Annotated in this window: 21 protein-coding genes; 14 read left to right on the top strand and 7 right to left on the bottom strand. The window is 36.2% G+C overall.

The annotated features are described in order from the left end of the window. Window positions 1-13: 13 nt before the first annotated feature. From ACO052_RS09435 to ACO052_RS09420, 4 genes are all read left to right on the top strand, one after another. Window positions 14-352 (top strand): DUF6249 domain-containing protein, encoded by a 339-nt coding sequence (locus ACO052_RS09435; protein WP_422107760.1) that lies wholly within the window; start codon window positions 14-16, stop codon window positions 350-352. Between the two features lie 95 nt (window positions 353-447). After that, a complete protein-coding gene (locus ACO052_RS09430) occupies window positions 448-1,422 on the top strand; it encodes a hypothetical protein (protein WP_422107759.1) in 975 nt (324 codons plus the stop codon). Then, window positions 1,415-1,774 (top strand): hypothetical protein, encoded by a 360-nt coding sequence (locus ACO052_RS09425; protein ID WP_422107758.1) that lies wholly within the window; start codon window positions 1,415-1,417, stop codon window positions 1,772-1,774. Before ACO052_RS09430 ends, ACO052_RS09425 begins: the two co-directional genes overlap by 8 nt. A gap of 7 nt (window positions 1,775-1,781) precedes the next feature. Beyond that, entirely contained in the window at window positions 1,782-3,326 is a 1,545-nt protein-coding gene (locus ACO052_RS09420; protein ID WP_422107757.1) for a rhomboid family intramembrane serine protease, read from the top strand. A 5-nt stretch (window positions 3,327-3,331) separates the two neighbouring features. Here the strand turns inward: ACO052_RS09420 and ACO052_RS09415 are convergent, their stop codons facing one another. Further along, window positions 3,332-4,012 carry a M15 family metallopeptidase gene (locus ACO052_RS09415; protein ID WP_422107756.1) on the bottom strand — a complete coding sequence of 227 codons (681 nt, stop codon included), beginning with the start codon at window positions 4,010-4,012 and terminating at the stop codon, window positions 3,332-3,334. Between the two features lie 116 nt (window positions 4,013-4,128). Between ACO052_RS09415 and ACO052_RS09410 the strand changes: the two genes are divergently transcribed. The 10 genes from ACO052_RS09410 (at window position 4,129) to ACO052_RS09365 (ending at window position 11,277) form a co-directional block, all read left to right on the top strand. Next, window positions 4,129-4,734 (top strand): alpha-ketoglutarate-dependent dioxygenase AlkB family protein, encoded by a 606-nt coding sequence (locus ACO052_RS09410; protein ID WP_422107755.1) that lies wholly within the window; start codon window positions 4,129-4,131, stop codon window positions 4,732-4,734. A 378-nt stretch (window positions 4,735-5,112) separates the two neighbouring features. After that, window positions 5,113-6,039, top strand: coding sequence for an alpha/beta hydrolase family protein (locus ACO052_RS09405; RefSeq protein WP_422107754.1), 927 nt, complete (start codon window positions 5,113-5,115; stop codon window positions 6,037-6,039). A gap of 295 nt (window positions 6,040-6,334) precedes the next feature. Further along, window positions 6,335-7,195 (top strand): SPFH domain-containing protein, encoded by an 861-nt coding sequence (locus tag ACO052_RS09400; RefSeq protein WP_422107753.1) that lies wholly within the window; start codon window positions 6,335-6,337, stop codon window positions 7,193-7,195. 2 nt (window positions 7,196-7,197) lie between these two features. Next, window positions 7,198-7,377: a hypothetical protein gene (locus ACO052_RS09395; protein WP_422107752.1), complete on the top strand. Its 180-nt coding sequence runs from the start codon at window positions 7,198-7,200 to the stop codon at window positions 7,375-7,377. A 4-nt stretch (window positions 7,378-7,381) separates the two neighbouring features. Then, window positions 7,382-7,540, top strand: coding sequence for a DUF4177 domain-containing protein (locus ACO052_RS09390; RefSeq protein WP_422107751.1), 159 nt, complete (start codon window positions 7,382-7,384; stop codon window positions 7,538-7,540). Continuing rightward, window positions 7,540-8,064: a hypothetical protein gene (locus ACO052_RS09385; RefSeq protein ID WP_422107750.1), complete on the top strand. Its 525-nt coding sequence runs from the start codon at window positions 7,540-7,542 to the stop codon at window positions 8,062-8,064. Before ACO052_RS09390 ends, ACO052_RS09385 begins: the two co-directional genes overlap by 1 nt. Next, a complete protein-coding gene (locus ACO052_RS09380; RefSeq protein ID WP_422107749.1) occupies window positions 8,045-8,998 on the top strand; it encodes an alpha/beta hydrolase family protein in 954 nt (317 codons plus the stop codon). The genes ACO052_RS09385 and ACO052_RS09380 overlap by 20 nt, the downstream gene beginning before the upstream one ends. 1 nt (window position 8,999) lies before the next feature. Next, window positions 9,000-9,179: an Arc family DNA binding domain-containing protein gene (locus ACO052_RS09375; protein ID WP_422107748.1), complete on the top strand. Its 180-nt coding sequence runs from the start codon at window positions 9,000-9,002 to the stop codon at window positions 9,177-9,179. 63 nt (window positions 9,180-9,242) lie between these two features. Then, complete coding sequence (locus tag ACO052_RS09370; protein WP_422107747.1) at window positions 9,243-10,550, top strand: DUF819 domain-containing protein; 1,308 nt, start codon at window positions 9,243-9,245, stop codon at window positions 10,548-10,550. A 16-nt stretch (window positions 10,551-10,566) separates the two neighbouring features. Further along, window positions 10,567-11,277 carry a DUF4369 domain-containing protein gene (locus tag ACO052_RS09365; protein ID WP_422107746.1) on the top strand — a complete coding sequence of 237 codons (711 nt, stop codon included), beginning with the start codon at window positions 10,567-10,569 and terminating at the stop codon, window positions 11,275-11,277. A 56-nt stretch (window positions 11,278-11,333) separates the two neighbouring features. On the opposite strand, the gene ACO052_RS09360 is transcribed toward ACO052_RS09365, so the two are convergent. The 6 genes from ACO052_RS09360 to ACO052_RS09335 form a co-directional block, all read right to left on the bottom strand. Then, window positions 11,334-11,603, bottom strand: coding sequence for a hypothetical protein (locus ACO052_RS09360; RefSeq protein ID WP_422107745.1), 270 nt, complete (start codon window positions 11,601-11,603; stop codon window positions 11,334-11,336). Between the two features lie 69 nt (window positions 11,604-11,672). Next, window positions 11,673-12,644: a type I phosphomannose isomerase catalytic subunit gene (locus ACO052_RS09355; protein ID WP_422107744.1), complete on the bottom strand. Its 972-nt coding sequence runs from the start codon at window positions 12,642-12,644 to the stop codon at window positions 11,673-11,675. Window positions 12,645-12,647: 3 nt separating this feature from the next. Beyond that, complete coding sequence (locus ACO052_RS09350; protein ID WP_422107743.1) at window positions 12,648-13,058, bottom strand: 6-pyruvoyl trahydropterin synthase family protein; 411 nt, start codon at window positions 13,056-13,058, stop codon at window positions 12,648-12,650. Continuing rightward, a complete protein-coding gene (gene idi / locus ACO052_RS09345; protein WP_422107742.1) occupies window positions 13,055-13,582 on the bottom strand; it encodes an isopentenyl-diphosphate Delta-isomerase in 528 nt (175 codons plus the stop codon). Before idi ends, ACO052_RS09350 begins: the two co-directional genes overlap by 4 nt. A 102-nt stretch (window positions 13,583-13,684) precedes the next feature. Continuing rightward, window positions 13,685-15,664 (bottom strand): OmpA family protein, encoded by a 1,980-nt coding sequence (locus ACO052_RS09340; RefSeq protein WP_422107741.1) that lies wholly within the window; start codon window positions 15,662-15,664, stop codon window positions 13,685-13,687. Window positions 15,665-15,674: 10 nt separating this feature from the next. Further along, a complete protein-coding gene (locus ACO052_RS09335) occupies window positions 15,675-16,604 on the bottom strand; it encodes a type IX secretion system membrane protein PorP/SprF (RefSeq protein ID WP_422107740.1) in 930 nt (309 codons plus the stop codon). Between the last annotated feature and the right edge of the window lie 31 nt (window positions 16,605-16,635).

The following is a 16,635-nucleotide window of genomic DNA, read 5'->3' as shown; positions in this document are numbered from 1 at the left end:
AAAAAAATACATTATGGAAGTAGCAGTATTAGCAATAATTTTCGGATCTATATTTGGTATATTCTACCTTTATTTTTCAACCCGCAATAAAGAGCGTTTAGCTTTAATTGAAAAAGGCGCAGACGCAAGCATCTTTAACATCGGTAAACGCACAGGAGCATCGTGGAAAGTCGTTGTTATCAATTTAGCCTTTCTTTTAATGGGCATTGGATTGGGTGTATTTATTGGCAATATATTAGACACTTATACTGGTCTAGATGAAGATGCCGTCTATCCTGCCATGATATTTCTTTTGGCTGGCGCAGGACTATATGTAGGCTATACCCAGACCAAAAAAGCTTTGGAAGATTAAAAAGCACAGCTCATCAATCAATAAGATAACGCTTCATATTAATGAGGCGTTTTTTTATGCACTTAATTAATGTATATTTAGGCTAAAGTATTGTTATGCCCAGAATCTTATTCCTTGTCCTAACATTAAGTCAGCTGTCTTTAGCCCAAATTACTGTTTTAGATAGTCTTACAAAACATCCTGTGAGTTATGCCACCATATCATTTGGTAACGGCAATGGCATTTTTGCGGATGATGAAGGAAAGTTTGTCTTTACTAAAAAATTATACCCAGATATCGACTCGCTTTTTATCTCTGCATTGGGGTTTAAAAACTTAAATATCGCTACTGCAAATCTACCTAGAGAATTATTAATGCAACCCCAAGCCGATGCATTAGACCAAGTTATTGTTAATGTGAAGCGCAATCGAAAGTTTAAGGCAGAAACACTTAAGCCTTATTTAGACGATGACTATTACCATTGTTGGTTGCCCACTATTGAGTCCGAGATCGCGGTATACTTTCCGAAGACCTCAACCAAAGATCAAAAGCTGACTTCGGTAACATTTCCTATGGCCTTGGAGTCTAAAGACTGGAAAAAACGCAAACGCGCCAATAGCGATAAGAAGGCCTTCTCAACCTTATTCAAGGTTCAGTTTTACGCAAATAACAAGGGAACACCGGGTAAAGTCCTAAGCTATGAGACTATGGTCTTTAGAGCTACCGAAAAAGATGGAGACGCCTATACCTTAAATGTTGAAGCGCATAATATTTATATACCAAAAGAGGGCTTTTTCGTATCACTGCAAGTCATGGGCTATACAGACAACACAGGGAAACTCCTACCCAACAAAAAGTATAAAGAAATAAAAACCAAAAATGGTATTGTAAAGATTCCGACCAACTTTAGACCACTCCTACCCTTTACGGACGGTATTGAAGCTAAAAACACCTATATAAAGCGCGTATTCATCAATGGTAATAATTGGGTAAAGTTTGATAAAGGTAATGGTTTTAAATCCAGCCTTTTGGATCAAGACCTTTACAATTACGGTATAGGCATAAGTTTTAAAACCTTTAAGGATGGATGAACCTCTGGGATTATATCTTATGGCTGGTCTGTATATTGTTGCAGGTATGATGCACTTTATAATCCCTAAAATGTATATGCGCGTGATGCCAGCCTACTTGCCTTATCATAAAGTCCTGGTTTATATCAGTGGTATTGCAGAGGTCCTATTGGGAATTGGCTTGTGCATACCCAGCCTGAAAAACTTAGCAATCTATTTAATTATTGTTATGCTCATTGTATTTCTAGTCACTATTCACTCGTATATGCTATCGAGTAAAAAAGCCGCTGCAGGTATCCCGAAATGGATCTTGGTTTTACGCATTCCGCTTCAGTTTGGATTGATATATTGGGCATATATTTATCTAGATTAAGTGCTATATGGCCAAAGGTTTATTTAAAAAATATCTTGTTAAGCTCAAACATATCGTACCTACCTATGCTATGGTTGTGTTTGGTACGCTACTAGCTGCCTTAGCTTTTAGATGGTTACTTTCAATCCAATCTGGCATATTAACCATCGACGAAGAATATTATGAGTTATGGATACCGATGCTCTTACCTTGGATACCAATTACCATATGGCTAAGACCAAAACTGAGAATTTTAAAATTTAAAAAACAAAACAGAGATAGTGTAGGCCATCAATTTATTGTTTGGATGACTATGGGCGCAATGTTAGTTATAGGAAACAATTATTTAACCGAAAAAACAGCAAAATTTGAAACCTTAACAACAATAGAACATTTAAATGATGGTAGATATATTTCTATTGAATACGTCGCACTAGATAAGGATTATATAGGGGCCCAGGCCAAATTTCGTGTTAGCGGAAAATACAATCAGTACTTTAACATGAATCTCTATTTTGTTCATCCATTTAAAACAAATGGTGTTTTCAAATACTGGTACGGGAAGAAATACCACTTACAAGTGAGCAATAAACTTAATGATTTTGAAAAAGAAAAACGCTTTAGAACATTTTATGAAAGGTCAATAAAAAGCTTCGAAACCCACAGACACTATGAACCTTCTTACTATGAAGTACTTCAAATTTCGGACGATAAAGATGCGTTTATAGAAGCCGTGGAGAAGGTCGATGTCTATATTCCAGACGAATTGGTAATCATTGAAGCAAAAAAAGGGAGCTACTCTAATGACCATAGTAAAACCTTTGCATGGATTTTTGGCGCATTTGGAATTGGCTTTGCGATATTTCTCATAGCCTTAATCTTTCCTGGTTATAACAGATTAGTACATCAAAGACAACTCAAGGGTTTAAAACCAAAGTCTGATGAATTGGTAGATATGCTAAAGTTTCTTATCCCAAGAGGAAATCATTACGTCACCTCCATAATCGTTAATCTAAATCTTCTGGTCTTTATAATAATGTTGATTTCGGGCGTAAGTGCCATATCTCCTACAGCATTAGAGCTTTTAAATTTTGGGGGCAACAGAAGAACAGAAGTGCTGAATGGAGAATGGTGGAGATTATTTACAGCTATGTTTTTACATGCAGGTTTTATGCATATTGCACTGAATATTTTTGGTTTGGTCCTGGGTTCCCTATTTATTGAACCTGTCTTTGGTAGACTAAAATTCTTGATGGTTTATATATTATCTGGAATTTGCGCTAGTCTAAGTAGTATATGGTGGCACGAAAATACGGTGAGTATTGGAGCTTCAGGAGCAATTTTTGGAGTCTATGGTGCCCTCTTAGGTCTGCTTCTTACAAATGCTATGTCCAAAGAAAATAAAAAGGGAATATTATATATGCTAGGTATCTACGTTGCTATAAGCCTTATATCCGGTTTAGCAGATGGCATTGATAATGCTGCTCATATCGGTGGCTTAATATCTGGGGCAATTATAGGCTTAATTATTTATTATTTGGACCCTAAAGCTATCAAAGAACGATTTGGATAGATGATCTATTCGATCTCAAAGTCAAAATAAGTGTCAGGAAAGGGCTCTCCGCGCAAGGTAAAATGCCACCACTCCTTGGGATAATTCCTAAAGTTATGTTTTAGCATTACCGTTTGTAATAATTGTCTATTCTTTTTTTGAACCTCAGAAATACCTTCATAATTCACCCAAGATTGTTGACCAAAAAAATCAAAAGGACTGCCCATATCCAAAGGGACTCCAGTATTGCCGTTAATAATGGTTAAATCTATTGTACTTCCTCTACTATGACCAGATTGAGAAGCAATATATCCCTCTTTAAACAAATTTCGCTTCTTAACGCTTGGATAGAACTGAACTTTGTTGATAGTATCACTTAGATCCCTTGCCCATCGCACAAAATGATTTACGGCACGTTGCGGACGATAACCATCGAATACCTTTAAACATAGGTTTTGTTCTTGTAATTCACCATGAATTAATTTTAATTTCTCAGTAGCCGCTTTGGTTAAAATCAGATTATTGGACTTATAACCATCTATGGTATCACCAATAAAATTATTGGTTCCATAATAGCGAAGTTCCACATCCAAATCCGGTATTTCAGATTGCACATATACGAAGCCTTCTGGCAACGCTTTTTTCTGATTGAATCCCAAAACGATCAATCCGAAGACAATGGCATATATGAGTGTTTTATAATTCATGTGATTATATTTCTTTTACGGGTAAGATAATGTTAGCCAATCATCAATTTGTAATCCATTAAATTAATGACTTGCTGGGTTCATAACGATATACTAATTTAGATAAAAATTATGCTATGGACTTGTTTTCACAAGAAAAACAACATTTATTTCTTCCGAATGCCGAATTAATTTACATTCCCAACTTCTTTAATAAGCAACAATCCGATGGTTTCTTCAAAACAATAAACACCCAAACTGACTGGCAACATAACACTATTACCGTTTTTGGAAAAACCTATAAAGAACCAAGATTAACAGCATTATTTGGGAGCACAGGCCAACCCTATGGCTACTCTAATTTGGTCATATATCCAAAATCATTTACACCGGTATTACAATCCATTAAAAAGGAGGTCGAAAAAGTTTCAGAAGCGAAATTTAACACCTTACTCATTAATTTATACCGCAATGGTAATGATAGTAATGGTTGGCATGCCGATAATGAAAAAGAGCTGGGTAAGAACCCTATAATTGCATCAGTTAGTTTTGGCCAAATACGCCCCTTTCATTTTAAGCATAGAACGCTAAAAGACCATCGCTATAAACTCAACTTAGGACATGGCAGTCTATTATTAATGAAAGGCGAAATGCAGCACTATTGGCTACATCAAATTGCAAAAACTAAAAAAAACATAGAACCTAGAATCAATCTAACTTTTAGGAATTTGATACCCCTTTAAACAAAAAACTGGGTTCCCTCAAACCCAGTTTTTCTAATTTGCTTTTTTATTATGTAAGTAGATTTAGGGTCTCTAAGTCAACATAACATAATGCAAATATTAATTAATTAATCCATTGAACTAAAAACTAAATTTTAGTACACTTCAAATATATAATTAGGTTTCAATTTCATCGCTCAAAAACATCATTAATCGATGAAATACAATTAATTTTAACATTTAAAGATGAAATAATGCATTTCGTCGATAAAATGCATTTTCTAGTCCATTCAAAATTTTAAATTTTCAGACATAATAAAGACCTCTAAAAATTGTTTAAGTCATATGAAGTCATTGCATTATCACCTAACTTTACATACTTTAAAACAACATCCTACCATGAGACCATTTATAGTCATCGTTACATTCTTAGTTTCCACTTATGGGGTTTGCCAGGAAAACAGCTATACCGCAGAAGAAATTTCAGTGTCAAAATTTATAGATGGTACGCTCCTAAAGCCTTCTGAAGACCAAAAATCCATATTGGCCATTATTATCGCGGGCTCAGGACCAACCGATAGAGATGGAAATCAGAATTTTCTAAAAAATGATGCCTTAAAAAAGTTGGCAGAAAGTCTCAGCAATATGGGCATTGCAACATTTAGGTACGATAAACGCATTGTAAAACAAATTCGTAAAGGTAAGGTCGATCCCAACATCATGTTCGATGATTTTGTAAATGACGCCGAGGATGTCATTAGCTATTTTAAAGCAAACGATAGCTTCAAAAAGATCTACGTCATAGGTCATAGTCAAGGCAGTTTGGTAGGTATGCTAGCCGCCAAAAAACAAGCCGACGGATTTATTTCCATAGCAGGGGCAGGACAGAACATAGGTGATGTTATCGTTGAACAAGTGGCAACAATGGACCCAAAGTTAGGTAAAGAAGCTCAAGGAGTTGTTGATCGACTTAAGAAAGGAGAAAGAACAACCGATTATCCGCAAGCCTTAGCGTCGGTCTTCAATATAGATATACAAGCCTTTATGATGAATTGGATGCAATACGATCCAGCAGAGGTACTAAAAGACCTAAATATGCCCATCCTTATTGTAAATGGCACTAAAGATCTTCAGGTTACAGAACAGGAGGCTCAATTGTTGAAGGCATCCAATGACAATGCCGAACTCATGATTATAGAAAATATGAACCATGTCCTTTTTGAAATAAAAGGTGATGATTTGGAAAATTCAAAATCCTACAATGAAGCGTTTCGACCTATCGCTACTGAACTCACGGAAAGCATAATAGGCTTTATCGATTCTTAGATATTTAGAAAAGCACAGAAATTAAAAAAGCATCTCGAATGAGATGCTTTTTTACTAACTAACCAACCAAATTGTAATGTCGCGATGTTGTAGTGTTGTTACGCTTGTAACTATCGCTGTAACCATTACACTTTATTAATAGCAAACCGCGTGCCAAACTTTGTTTTTTTAATCTTTTTTACAACACTGTAACAAAATAATCCATTTGCATACTAATGAAATAAATTATATCTTTATGATATCATTTTAATATCATATTGAAATTACAAATGATTAACCGATTAAATATTAAATTATGAAAGAAGAAAAGATCATCGTCCCTGCAAATGGTTATTTTATGCTATTTGTGTTTTTGGTATTGTTTTTTGGAAGTATCGCTACCATTATCATCTATGAAACACCTTGGCCAGGCATTACCATTTTTCTATCCATCGTCATGTCTTTTGGTTTTGTGATGGTCCAACCTAACGGATCTCGCGTATTATTGCTATTTGGAAAATATGTGGGCACCATTAAAAAGAACGGCTTTTATTGGGTGAACCCCTTTTACACCAAAAAGAAAATCTCACTTCGAGCGAGTAACTTTGATAGCGAACGCTTAAAAGTGAATGATAAATTAGGAAATCCCGTCATGATCAGTACCATTTTAGTATGGCGTGTACAGAATACTTATAAAGCCGCTTTTGATGTTGATAATTACGAGAACTTTGTGCGCGTACAAACCGATGCCGCCGTTCGTAAGTTAGCGAGCATGTATCCCTACGACAACTTTGCCGATGAGGGTCATGATGAAGATATTACCTTACGCTCTAGCGTTAATGAAGTTAGTGAGGCTTTGGAACGTGAAATCGATGAGCGCCTATCTATTGCTGGTATAGAAGTCTTAGAAGCTAGAATTGGTTATTTAGCCTATGCGCAAGAAATAGCCAATGCCATGCTAAAACGTCAACAAGCCACGGCCATCGTTGCTGCGCGGCACAAAATTGTTGAAGGCGCGGTGAGTATGGTAGAAATGGCTATAGAAGAACTCAACAAAAATGACATTGTAGAACTCGATGAGGAACGTAAAGCTGCCATGGTGAGCAATCTCATGGTCGTACTCTGCGGCGATAAAGAAGCAGCGCCAGTAGTAAATACAGGAACATTAAGTCATTAATAATGAATAAGCGTCAAATCTATAGCGTAGCCCTAGGAAGTGCCTTTGGTACGAGCATTGGCACCACAATTGGTGCTGTAACAGGCGATGTGGCTATGGGCATTGTCTATGGCTCAATGATTGGACTTATTATAGGAGTCCTATTAGCATTAGTTATATTTAAAGACCATAAAAAGGAATAAGACCATGAAAGAATATAAAGTTATACAACCCAAATTGGGGTTCAGAAACCGATTTCAGCAATTTGAAGATCTATTGAATCAACATGCTCGAGAAGGTTGGACCGTAAAATTTATTGGTCAGGGTTGGGCAAGTGTGGTATTGGAACGTGATAAAAATAGATAATGCGAATTTTTAAGGAAGAACAACGATTTACCCAATTTTGGCTAATTATGCTCTTGGTGCTTAGCTTACTAATACCCCTTGGAATCATTTTAGGCAGCTATATAAAAAATCCTGAAAGCCATTCTGCTATAGAGCTCATTGCCATCATTGGTGTTGTTGTTTTGGCACCTTGCATTGTTTTTATATTCAAGCTTTCATCAAGAATAGACGAACTAGGAATCCACTATAAATTTTTCCCTTTTCATCTAAAGTATAGACTGATCAAATGGCATGACATCAACGCAGCCTATGTAAGAACTTACGATGCCATAACAGAATATGGAGGATGGGGATTGAAAGGTGGCGCACTTTGGAAAAAATCCAGTGGAACAGCTATAAACGTTTCTGGTAATATCGGCATTCAACTAGAATTGAAGGACGGGAAAAAACTCTTGATCGGTACCCAAAAAAAACATGATGCCGAAAAAATCCTTGAAACTTATAAATCAAAAATCGATAAACTCAATGAAAAAAATCAGTATTAACATAGTGTTACTATGCGCTATACTATTAGTCTCTTTAGCAGGTATAGCACAAACCCAAATTATTTCAGAGGAGTTATTACTAATGAACGATAGCATTCAATTACCTGGCACACTCACTTATAACAAAAACCTAGATCGGCAGCCCCTTATCATTTTCGTTCAAGGTTCAGGTAATCCAGACCGAAATGGTAACCAACCGGCATTAGGCGTTAATGCCAATTATATAAAAGTTTTAAGAGATAGTTTAAATAAGAACAACATAGCCTTTTACAGTTATGATAAGCGCAATGTAACTCAAGCCAATATGCCTGCACTGATGAAACATTTTGTTTTTGAAGACTTAGTAGAGGACGTGAGTACAGCAATCCATCATTTTAAGTCAGAAAAGCGATTTAATCACATTACACTTTTAGGTCATAGTCAGGGCGCATTGGTAGCCTTGTTAGCCGTATCGAATGATATAGACAAATACATTTCTTTGGCGGGACTTGGGACATCTGTAGATATGGCTATAACAAGACAAATTAGTGCACAAAACGAGTCCTTGGGACAAAGCACAAAAGATCATTTCGAAGAACTCAATGATACAGGTGCCATAAAGGAAGTCAATCCCATGCTATTATCCATCTTTGCCAAAGCCAACTTAGATTTCTTAAAGTCCTACATGAAGTATCGTCCCACTGACGAAATCTCCAAATTAAAGATACCAACACTAATTATTAATGGCACAAAAGATATTCAGGTAACAGTTAAAGATGCTGAGGCGCTTCATAAGGCCAATCCAAGTTCTAAATTGGCTATTATAGAAAAGATGAACCATGTCCTTAAGGTCATAGAAAACGATAGTGATAATTTAACATCCTACAGTAATGTCAATTTTCCGCTGTCTAAAGAATTAATAACCGTGATTACAGAATTTATAACGCAACAATAAGATGTCTAAGAAAAAAGCCTTTGCATTACGGATTAATGAAGATATGCTCAAAGCCATTGAAAAATGGGCTGCTGACGAGTTTCGTAGTACCAATGGGCAAATAGAATGGATGTTGATGCAATACCTAAAAGCGCACAAAAGAGAACCCAAAAAGAAAAGAACGGATGAAGATAAAAAGTGATCTGAAATGGTCGCTTTTTTTATGCACTTTATTTTGGTATTTTGCGGCTTTAATTTATGAAACATGAACTCTGCACCTATATTCACTCAAGACACCATTGTTTTCGGACTATTAATGTTAATGTTAGGGTTTGTTTTTTATACATCTACAAGCGAGAACAGTTTTTGGAAAAAATTCTATAAATACATTCCGGCGCTTTTAATGGCGTATATGATGCCTGCAGCCTTAACCACTTTTGGATTAATAGCACCAGAATGGGAAACCACAGAAGCTACAGGAGAAGTTGTTAAACACAAATCGCAAGTATACTATATAGCAAGTAGGTTTATGCTTCCGGCAGCCTTAGTACTTATGACTATTAGCATTGACCTAAAAGCTGTTTTTAATCTAGGTTGGAAAGCCCTAGCCATGTTTGGTACAGGAACTTTGGGAATCATAATTGGTGGACCCCTAGCTGTTTTTTTAATTGCTTTAGTATCTCCAGAAACTGTTGGAGGCGCTGGAGTTGATGCGGTTTGGAGAGGGTTAGCAACACTTGCTGGAAGTTGGATCGGTGGTGGGGCCAATCAAGCTGCAATGTTAGAAATTTATGAATACAATACGGCAAATTATGCCGGGATGGTTATCGTTGATATAGTGGTTGCAAATATTTGGATGGCCATTCTTCTACTTGGCATAGGAAAACAAAAGAAGATCGACAAATGGCTTAAAGCAGATAATAGTGCCATTGAAACCTTAAAAGAAAAAGTCTCTAGCTATGCTGCTAGTATATCTAGAAATCCGACACTAGCTGATTTTATGGTTATTCTAGGCATTGCGTTTACTATTGTTGGTGTTTCTCATTTTGGTGCAAATGAAATTTCTGATTTTTTAAAATCTAACGTTGAGGCAGTAAGTGACAAAAAATCTGCTTGGTCTTCGTTTGGATCTCAGTTCTTCTGGATGATATCAATTGCAACTATTTTGGGCATTATATTGTCGTTTACCAGATTGAAAAAATATGAAGGCGCTGGTGCGAGTAAAATAGGTAGTGTATTCATCTATGTTCTTGTAGCATCTATTGGCATGAAAATGGACTTAACAAAAATTGCGGATAATCCAGGATTAATTATTGTTGGATTAGTATGGATGGCAATTCATGTAGGTTTATTGTTTTTAGTAGCTAAACTCATTAAAGCTCCATATTTCTTTTTAGCTGTTGGAAGTAAGGCAAATATTGGAGGCGCAGCCTCTGCCCCTGTTGTCGCTGCAGCTTTTCATCCATCGTTAGCAACCGTCGGGGTCTTATTAGCTGTTTTTGGATATGTGGTAGGAACTTATGGCGCTATGCTTACGGCTGAATTGATGCGAATGATTGCACCTGTAACTTAACAATAATTAAAAAAACATGATCAAATTCTCTAAGTCTCTAAGCTTAATAATTTTAATACTTATCAGTGTTTCTTGTGAAAAAGAAAAAGACGCAAACTTTACCCTGAAAGGTGCGATAAAAGGACTTAAAAAAGGAGTCGTATATCTTCAAAAAGATGGTGATTCTTCTATAGTAGATTTAGATTCGATGGTTATAAACGGTCAACCCGATTTTACTTTAAAAACCAATCTTGAAGAGCCTATTCTACTGTATTTAAAACTCTTTAAAAATGATGATGAGGAACACTACATTCCTTTTTTTGCGGATAAAGGCGTGACTGAAATTAAAACGACTTTAAAGAATTTTAGTTTTGATGCAGATATCAAAGGCTCAGCACAACAAGAGTTACTCAATGAATATACCAAAGTGATGTCTAAATTCAACAATCAGAATCTAGATATCATTGAAGCTAGCTTTTTGGCACAGAAAGCCAATGATAGTATTGCGGTAGATTCCTTAAACAAAGCTTCAGAAACTTTAGTAAAGCGGAAGTACTCTTATACCATACAATTTGCCCTAAACCATAAAGACAATATTATAGCACCGTACTTGGCACTATATGAAATGCCGTCGGCTAATCCAATCTATATAGATTCTGTATATAATGGCTTAAATGAAGATATAAAGCAGTCTTTTTATGGTGAAAAGTTAAAAGCGTTTATTGAAAGTAGAAACGTGGAAAATTAAACAAAAAAGCCAATCATAAAAATGATTGGCTTTTTTTCCTTAGGTATAAGTTATAGTTATTTCAATTTGTTAACTCGTTCAACAAAAGCTTTTCCTTTAGCGTCAAGATCATTATTAATTGCTTTAAAATGTGCCTTTTTATCCTCCACACTTCTGTCATTAACACGAGCTATAAGCTCAAAAAATGTATCATAAACATCATCAAGGATCGCATCACTTTCTTTGGTAGATTGATTGGAATTTGCCTTTTCCCAATCTTCGACATAACCCATGATTTCTCCTAAAACATAATTGATATTCTTTTTTAAATCTCTTTTATTCGCCATAATTCATAAAATTTGTTGGTGCAAATGTAGTAAATCTATGTCCTTTTTATCTATTGAGTTCACGAAGTTTTAAACATAAACTTCAAGAAGTTTGGCGCTATTCGTTTTTAAGCTAAAGCGCTTTATTGCTGCAGGGATTAATATGGTTTCCCCTTTGGTGATAACATCCCTTGTAATAGCTGTCGACACTTCAACATGGCCATCAACACACATGTATATTAAAAATGAATCTTTATCATTTATCGTTTCGACTTCGGAATCCAATTCTAAATAATTAGTCGTAAAAAATGGGCAGCTCACCATGTTATTAGAGCTATTCTTTTGTGTCTTATAATCGACTCTAAAATCGTCCTCCATATCAAACTTAAACGCATCAATCGCGATATCATTATGCAGTTCGCGTGAGTTTCCCTGAGCATCAACCCGATCCCAGTCATAGACCCTATAGGTAATATCACTGGTCTGTTGAATTTCGGCCAATAAAACCCCTGCACCTATGGCATGTACTCGACCGGCTTCAATAAAATAAGTATCACCTTCCTTTACCTTATCAAAATTTAGAATCTCCGTGAGGGTCTTCGCTTCAAGATGCTTTAAATAGGTTTCCCTATCCATTTTTTGGTTAAAGCCTACAATAAGATTCGCATCGTTATCAGCTTGCATCACATACCACATCTCGGTTTTACCAAATGAATTGTGACGTTCCTTAGCTAAGGCGTCATCAGGGTGTAACTGGATACTCAAATCTTGCTTAGCATCAATAAACTTAATCAACAAAGGAAAGTCATTGCCAAAACGTTCATAATTCTTTTGCCCTAAAACATCGAAAGTATAAGCTTCTAAAAGTTCTTGTAAGGTCTTTCCTTTTAAAGCGCCATTTTCAACAACAGAAATATCTCCGGGGACCGTACTTACCTCCCAACTTTCACCAACTTGGTCAGACTCCGAGGGTTTATTAAATTGCGTTTTGAGCTTCTCACCTCCCCAGATTCTAGGTTTCAAAATGGGTCGAAATTTAAGCGGATGTAATGCCTCTTTCATAAGTTATTCACCTGAATAGGTCACAAAGTTACGAGGAGTTTCATAAAGTGTAATTTCTAAGTGAAATTTAGAATCTATTTTTGTTTTGATCTTGTTATAGATCACAACAGCAATGTTTTCGGCCGTTGGGTTCAAGTCTTGAAATTCTGGCACTTCAACATTAAGATTCTTATGGTCAAAAGCATCTTCAACTTCAGACCTAATAATATCCTTTAAAATCTTGGCATCAATAACATAACCCGTTTCTGGATCAATGTCGCCAGTTACACTGGCAATCAACTCGTAATTATGGCCATGAAAGTTAGGGTTATTACACAAGCCAAAAACTTCATTATTCTTCTCGAAACTCCAATCTTTTCTGTAGAGTCTATGAGCGGCGTTGAAATGTGCCTTTCTGTGTACGGTTACCTTCATGACTTATTAACGTTTATGAATTCGTAAAACTTTTCAAATATAATCTTAAACCACGCCGTATAATTTTCTGGATGAAGGGCCATATCTACTTTTACATCTTCCAAAGACATCCACTTCCAATCAGCAACTTCTTCTTCATTAATAGTTGGGGCTTTGCTGAAGTAACCTATCATAATATGGTCGTACTCATGCTCGGTTAATCCATTATCAAAGGGTGCTTTATAAATGAAAGATGTCGATTCCTCCAAGTCAGTAACAAATCCCATTTCCTCTTGTAAACGTCGTTTACCTGCTTCTATATTAGTCTCACCATCTCTCTGATGACTGCAACAGGTATTGGTCCATAAACCTGGGGAATGGTATTTGTGCATAGCACGCTGCTGGAGCATTAGTTCATTCTTAGCATTAAAAATAAAAACTGAGAAAGCGCGATGTAAAACTGCTTTTTCATGCGCTTCCATTTTTGGCATTAAACCTATTTGATTATCATTTTCATCAACTAGGATAACTTGTTCTTCTATCATAAAGCAAAATTAACACCTAAACCTGTAAAAAAAGTAAAGGAATTCATAAAAAAAGCCGTTTAATTTTAAACGGCCTTTTATTCAATTTATTAACTATTTAGCTTATTCTTTATCATCACAAGACTGACCATTAATACTGGTAATAATGAATTCACTTCGTCTGTTCAACTGATGTTCTTCTTCAGAGCAAGTGGAATCATTTGTAGGTTCACATCCACAATCGTTAACCAATTGCGATTCGCCATAACCTTTAGCGGTCAAACGGTCTGCGCTTACACCTTTATCGATTAAGTATTGACGCGTCGCCTGAGCTCGTCGTTCGGATAATCTCTCATTATAATCTGCAAGCCCCCTACAATCTGTATGTGAGCGAATATCGATAGTCATGGTTGGGTATTTATTCAATACCGCTAAGACTTTTTGCAATTCTATTTCAGCATCATATCTAATATTAGACTTATTAAAGTCAAAATAGATAATCGGAATATCAAGAACTTTGGCCAGATCATCACAAGGCGCAATTTCCTGGACATCTTTTTCTAGCAACAACTGTAATCGTAACTCTTGATTTCTCTTAGGGGTTGTAAATCGTTTTTCATCCGCAATGTATGTGTCCATTTCTCCTCTTAACAGGTACTCTTTTTCGCAATCAAGGTCAAATTCAAAAGCGGCATTAGCATCAGCTGTCTTACGCTCTATTAGATTACCTTCACCATCAAATAAAATTACCGTAGCATTAGGTATGAGTTCATCTGTATTCTTGTCCTTTACGATTCCAACAACTAATTGTTCGCATTCTGGAATTTCGAAGGTATAAATATCATCACTTCCCTTTCCTCCTTCTCTATTGGAACTAAAGTAAACACGTTTAGTCACCAAATTTTCATAGTATCCAAAATCATCGGCCGAGCTATTGACGGGCTTACCGACATTTTCTATAGGAAAGTTTCTGTTTGAGCCACCTTCTACTTTTTGGTCTAATCCTTCGGACTTAAAGACATCAAATCCACCTAAACCAGGGAATCCTGTTGAAGAAAAGAACAGATTCCCGCTAGTATCAATGAAAGGAAAAGACTCTTGTCCTTCCGTATTTATTGAAGGTCCCAAATTTTCCGGTTGGCCTAATGTCCCATCATTATTAACATCTACAACAAAAATATCCGACTGACCAAAAGTTCCTGGCATATCGGATGCAAAGTACATTCTAGATCCAGTAAGATTCAAAGTAGGATGCGCTACACTATAATCTTCACTATTAAAATGTACTTTATGAATATCGCCCCAAGTTCCATCATCACCTAATTTTGCTCTATATAGCTGTAATCGATTAACACCTGTTTCGTCTTCCTTATATTTAAGTCTAAAAAAGTTATTTCTGGTAAAGAACATATATCGACCATTTGGAGAAAAAACAGCACTAGATTCATGATACTTTGTATTGACCTTACCCTCAATTTCTTTAGCCTCACCAAAACCATTTTCTGTCTTTTCTGCGGCATATAAGTCTAGATAAGGTTCTTCGTTCCAGCGATACTTTCGCCCACCGCCTCGAGCGGAAGCAAAAACGATACTGTTTTCATACTCGGTAACTCCGAAGTCTGAAAACTCTGTATTAATATCTAAGTTTTCAGGTTGCACATTATCGAAGCCCAAGGCATCGATATTAGACTTATAATCGACCTTAGATAGAAAAGCCCTTCCCCTTAAATCATCGGGTTTTAGTTCATTGAATTTTTTCATCCACTTATCCGATTCTTCATAATTCTCAATACCCTTAAGTGCCAATGCATATCTAAAGTAGTACTCCGGATCTATGACTTCGTTCATCGTCATTAACTCCCCATACCATTTAGCCGCATTCTCCATATCATTAAGGAAATAATAGGAGTTAGCCAATTTCTGGAAAAGTTCAGCCGACCTATAACCCTTATTTGCAACTTCGAGCAGCACTTCGCTTGTTTTGACATAAGCAAAATCTCTATAGTCGTTTTCAACGCTTTTAATTTTTCCATTTTGTGCATATGTAGACAAGGCGAATATGCCTGCAAATACAACACTGATATACCTTGAAATTGTTCTCATAGTTATTTTTTTAGAAGAAACGTGGTGATAAAATTCTACCTAATCGCTTCACTTCGAATCTTAAAGTTATTTCGTGGGTGCCGCTATTATAATTATTTAGTCCTGTGGTTGTTAAATCATATCCATATCCAACAAACATACCTGGTGTTATTTGAAATCCGACAAGGGCACTTACCGAATCGTCCCAACGCCAAGCTAAGCCTGCTGTTAAGTTCTTTTTGTACCAAAAATTAGCCGATACATCTGCTATAAGTGGCGTTCCAGAAACACCTTTCACCAGGAAAGCAGGTTTCATTTCTAAGGTTTCACTGAGGTTAAATACATAACCTCCAATAGCATAAAAATGCATACGTTCCGTAGCCACAGATTCCTGAAAATCGTCATAATGTTCAGTCTCTAAAAAATTCGGAACGGCAAAACCTAAATACCATTTTCTAGTGTGCATGTATAGACCGGCACCAACCATGGGTGATATTAAGTTAAGGTTGTTATTAAACACAACATCTGGATCTTGAAAACGTCCCTTACTCCAATCCGTATCTAACATATGTAAGCCCCCTTTAGCACCAAATGACAACTTTAAATCATTAGCGTTTAATGGAATAGTATACGAAAAATTGGCATCGACGTAAGTTTCCCTAGCTGGTCCCAAAGCATCACTAACAATATTCAAGCCCAAACCTATACGCTCATTGCGCAAGGGTGAATGAATACCTAAAGACTGTGTTTGCGGTGCTCCGTCAATACCAACCCATTGTGATCGATGTAAACCAACAACGCTTAAGGTTTCTCTTTGACCTGCATAAGCTGGATTAACACTCAATGTATTGTACATATAATGTGTAAACTGAGGATCTTGCTGTGCAAAACTATTAGCACTAAGTAGCATTATAAATACTAAAACTACTAATCCTTTTATTTTTGATGATTTATGTATCATTTTAACGTATTTTATAAATTCAGTGTTAATT

Source organism: Winogradskyella sp. (assembly GCF_965228925.1).
GTDB lineage: Bacteria > Bacteroidota > Bacteroidia > Flavobacteriales > Flavobacteriaceae > Winogradskyella.
Note: the sequence above shows the minus strand (reverse complement) of the source record. Positions and strands in the feature narration are given on the sequence as shown.

What these genes read in the sequence shown, in the direction of transcription:
- ACO052_RS09435 (WP_422107760.1), top strand. Translation starts at nt 14, where the DNA reads ATGGAAGTAGCAGTATTAGCAATAATTTTCGGATCTATATTTGGTATA.
- ACO052_RS09430 (WP_422107759.1), top strand. Translation starts at nt 448, where the DNA reads ATGCCCAGAATCTTATTCCTTGTCCTAACATTAAGTCAGCTGTCTTTA.
- ACO052_RS09425 (WP_422107758.1), top strand. Translation starts at nt 1,415, where the DNA reads ATGGATGAACCTCTGGGATTATATCTTATGGCTGGTCTGTATATTGTT.
- ACO052_RS09420 (WP_422107757.1), top strand. Translation starts at nt 1,782, where the DNA reads ATGGCCAAAGGTTTATTTAAAAAATATCTTGTTAAGCTCAAACATATC.
- ACO052_RS09415 (WP_422107756.1), bottom strand. Translation starts at nt 4,012, where the DNA reads ATGAATTATAAAACACTCATATATGCCATTGTCTTCGGATTGATCGTT.
- ACO052_RS09410 (WP_422107755.1), top strand. Translation starts at nt 4,129, where the DNA reads ATGGACTTGTTTTCACAAGAAAAACAACATTTATTTCTTCCGAATGCC.
- ACO052_RS09405 (WP_422107754.1), top strand. Translation starts at nt 5,113, where the DNA reads ATGAGACCATTTATAGTCATCGTTACATTCTTAGTTTCCACTTATGGG.
- ACO052_RS09400 (WP_422107753.1), top strand. Translation starts at nt 6,335, where the DNA reads ATGAAAGAAGAAAAGATCATCGTCCCTGCAAATGGTTATTTTATGCTA.
- ACO052_RS09395 (WP_422107752.1), top strand. Translation starts at nt 7,198, where the DNA reads ATGAATAAGCGTCAAATCTATAGCGTAGCCCTAGGAAGTGCCTTTGGT.
- ACO052_RS09390 (WP_422107751.1), top strand. Translation starts at nt 7,382, where the DNA reads ATGAAAGAATATAAAGTTATACAACCCAAATTGGGGTTCAGAAACCGA.
- ACO052_RS09385 (WP_422107750.1), top strand. Translation starts at nt 7,540, where the DNA reads ATGCGAATTTTTAAGGAAGAACAACGATTTACCCAATTTTGGCTAATT.
- ACO052_RS09380 (WP_422107749.1), top strand. Translation starts at nt 8,045, where the DNA reads ATGAAAAAAATCAGTATTAACATAGTGTTACTATGCGCTATACTATTA.
- ACO052_RS09375 (WP_422107748.1), top strand. Translation starts at nt 9,000, where the DNA reads ATGTCTAAGAAAAAAGCCTTTGCATTACGGATTAATGAAGATATGCTC.
- ACO052_RS09370 (WP_422107747.1), top strand. Translation starts at nt 9,243, where the DNA reads ATGAACTCTGCACCTATATTCACTCAAGACACCATTGTTTTCGGACTA.
- ACO052_RS09365 (WP_422107746.1), top strand. Translation starts at nt 10,567, where the DNA reads ATGATCAAATTCTCTAAGTCTCTAAGCTTAATAATTTTAATACTTATC.
- ACO052_RS09360 (WP_422107745.1), bottom strand. Translation starts at nt 11,603, where the DNA reads ATGGCGAATAAAAGAGATTTAAAAAAGAATATCAATTATGTTTTAGGA.
- ACO052_RS09355 (WP_422107744.1), bottom strand. Translation starts at nt 12,644, where the DNA reads ATGAAAGAGGCATTACATCCGCTTAAATTTCGACCCATTTTGAAACCT.
- ACO052_RS09350 (WP_422107743.1), bottom strand. Translation starts at nt 13,058, where the DNA reads ATGAAGGTAACCGTACACAGAAAGGCACATTTCAACGCCGCTCATAGA.
- idi (WP_422107742.1), bottom strand. Translation starts at nt 13,582, where the DNA reads ATGATAGAAGAACAAGTTATCCTAGTTGATGAAAATGATAATCAAATA.
- ACO052_RS09340 (WP_422107741.1), bottom strand. Translation starts at nt 15,664, where the DNA reads ATGAGAACAATTTCAAGGTATATCAGTGTTGTATTTGCAGGCATATTC.
- ACO052_RS09335 (WP_422107740.1), bottom strand. Translation starts at nt 16,604, where the DNA reads ATGATACATAAATCATCAAAAATAAAAGGATTAGTAGTTTTAGTATTT.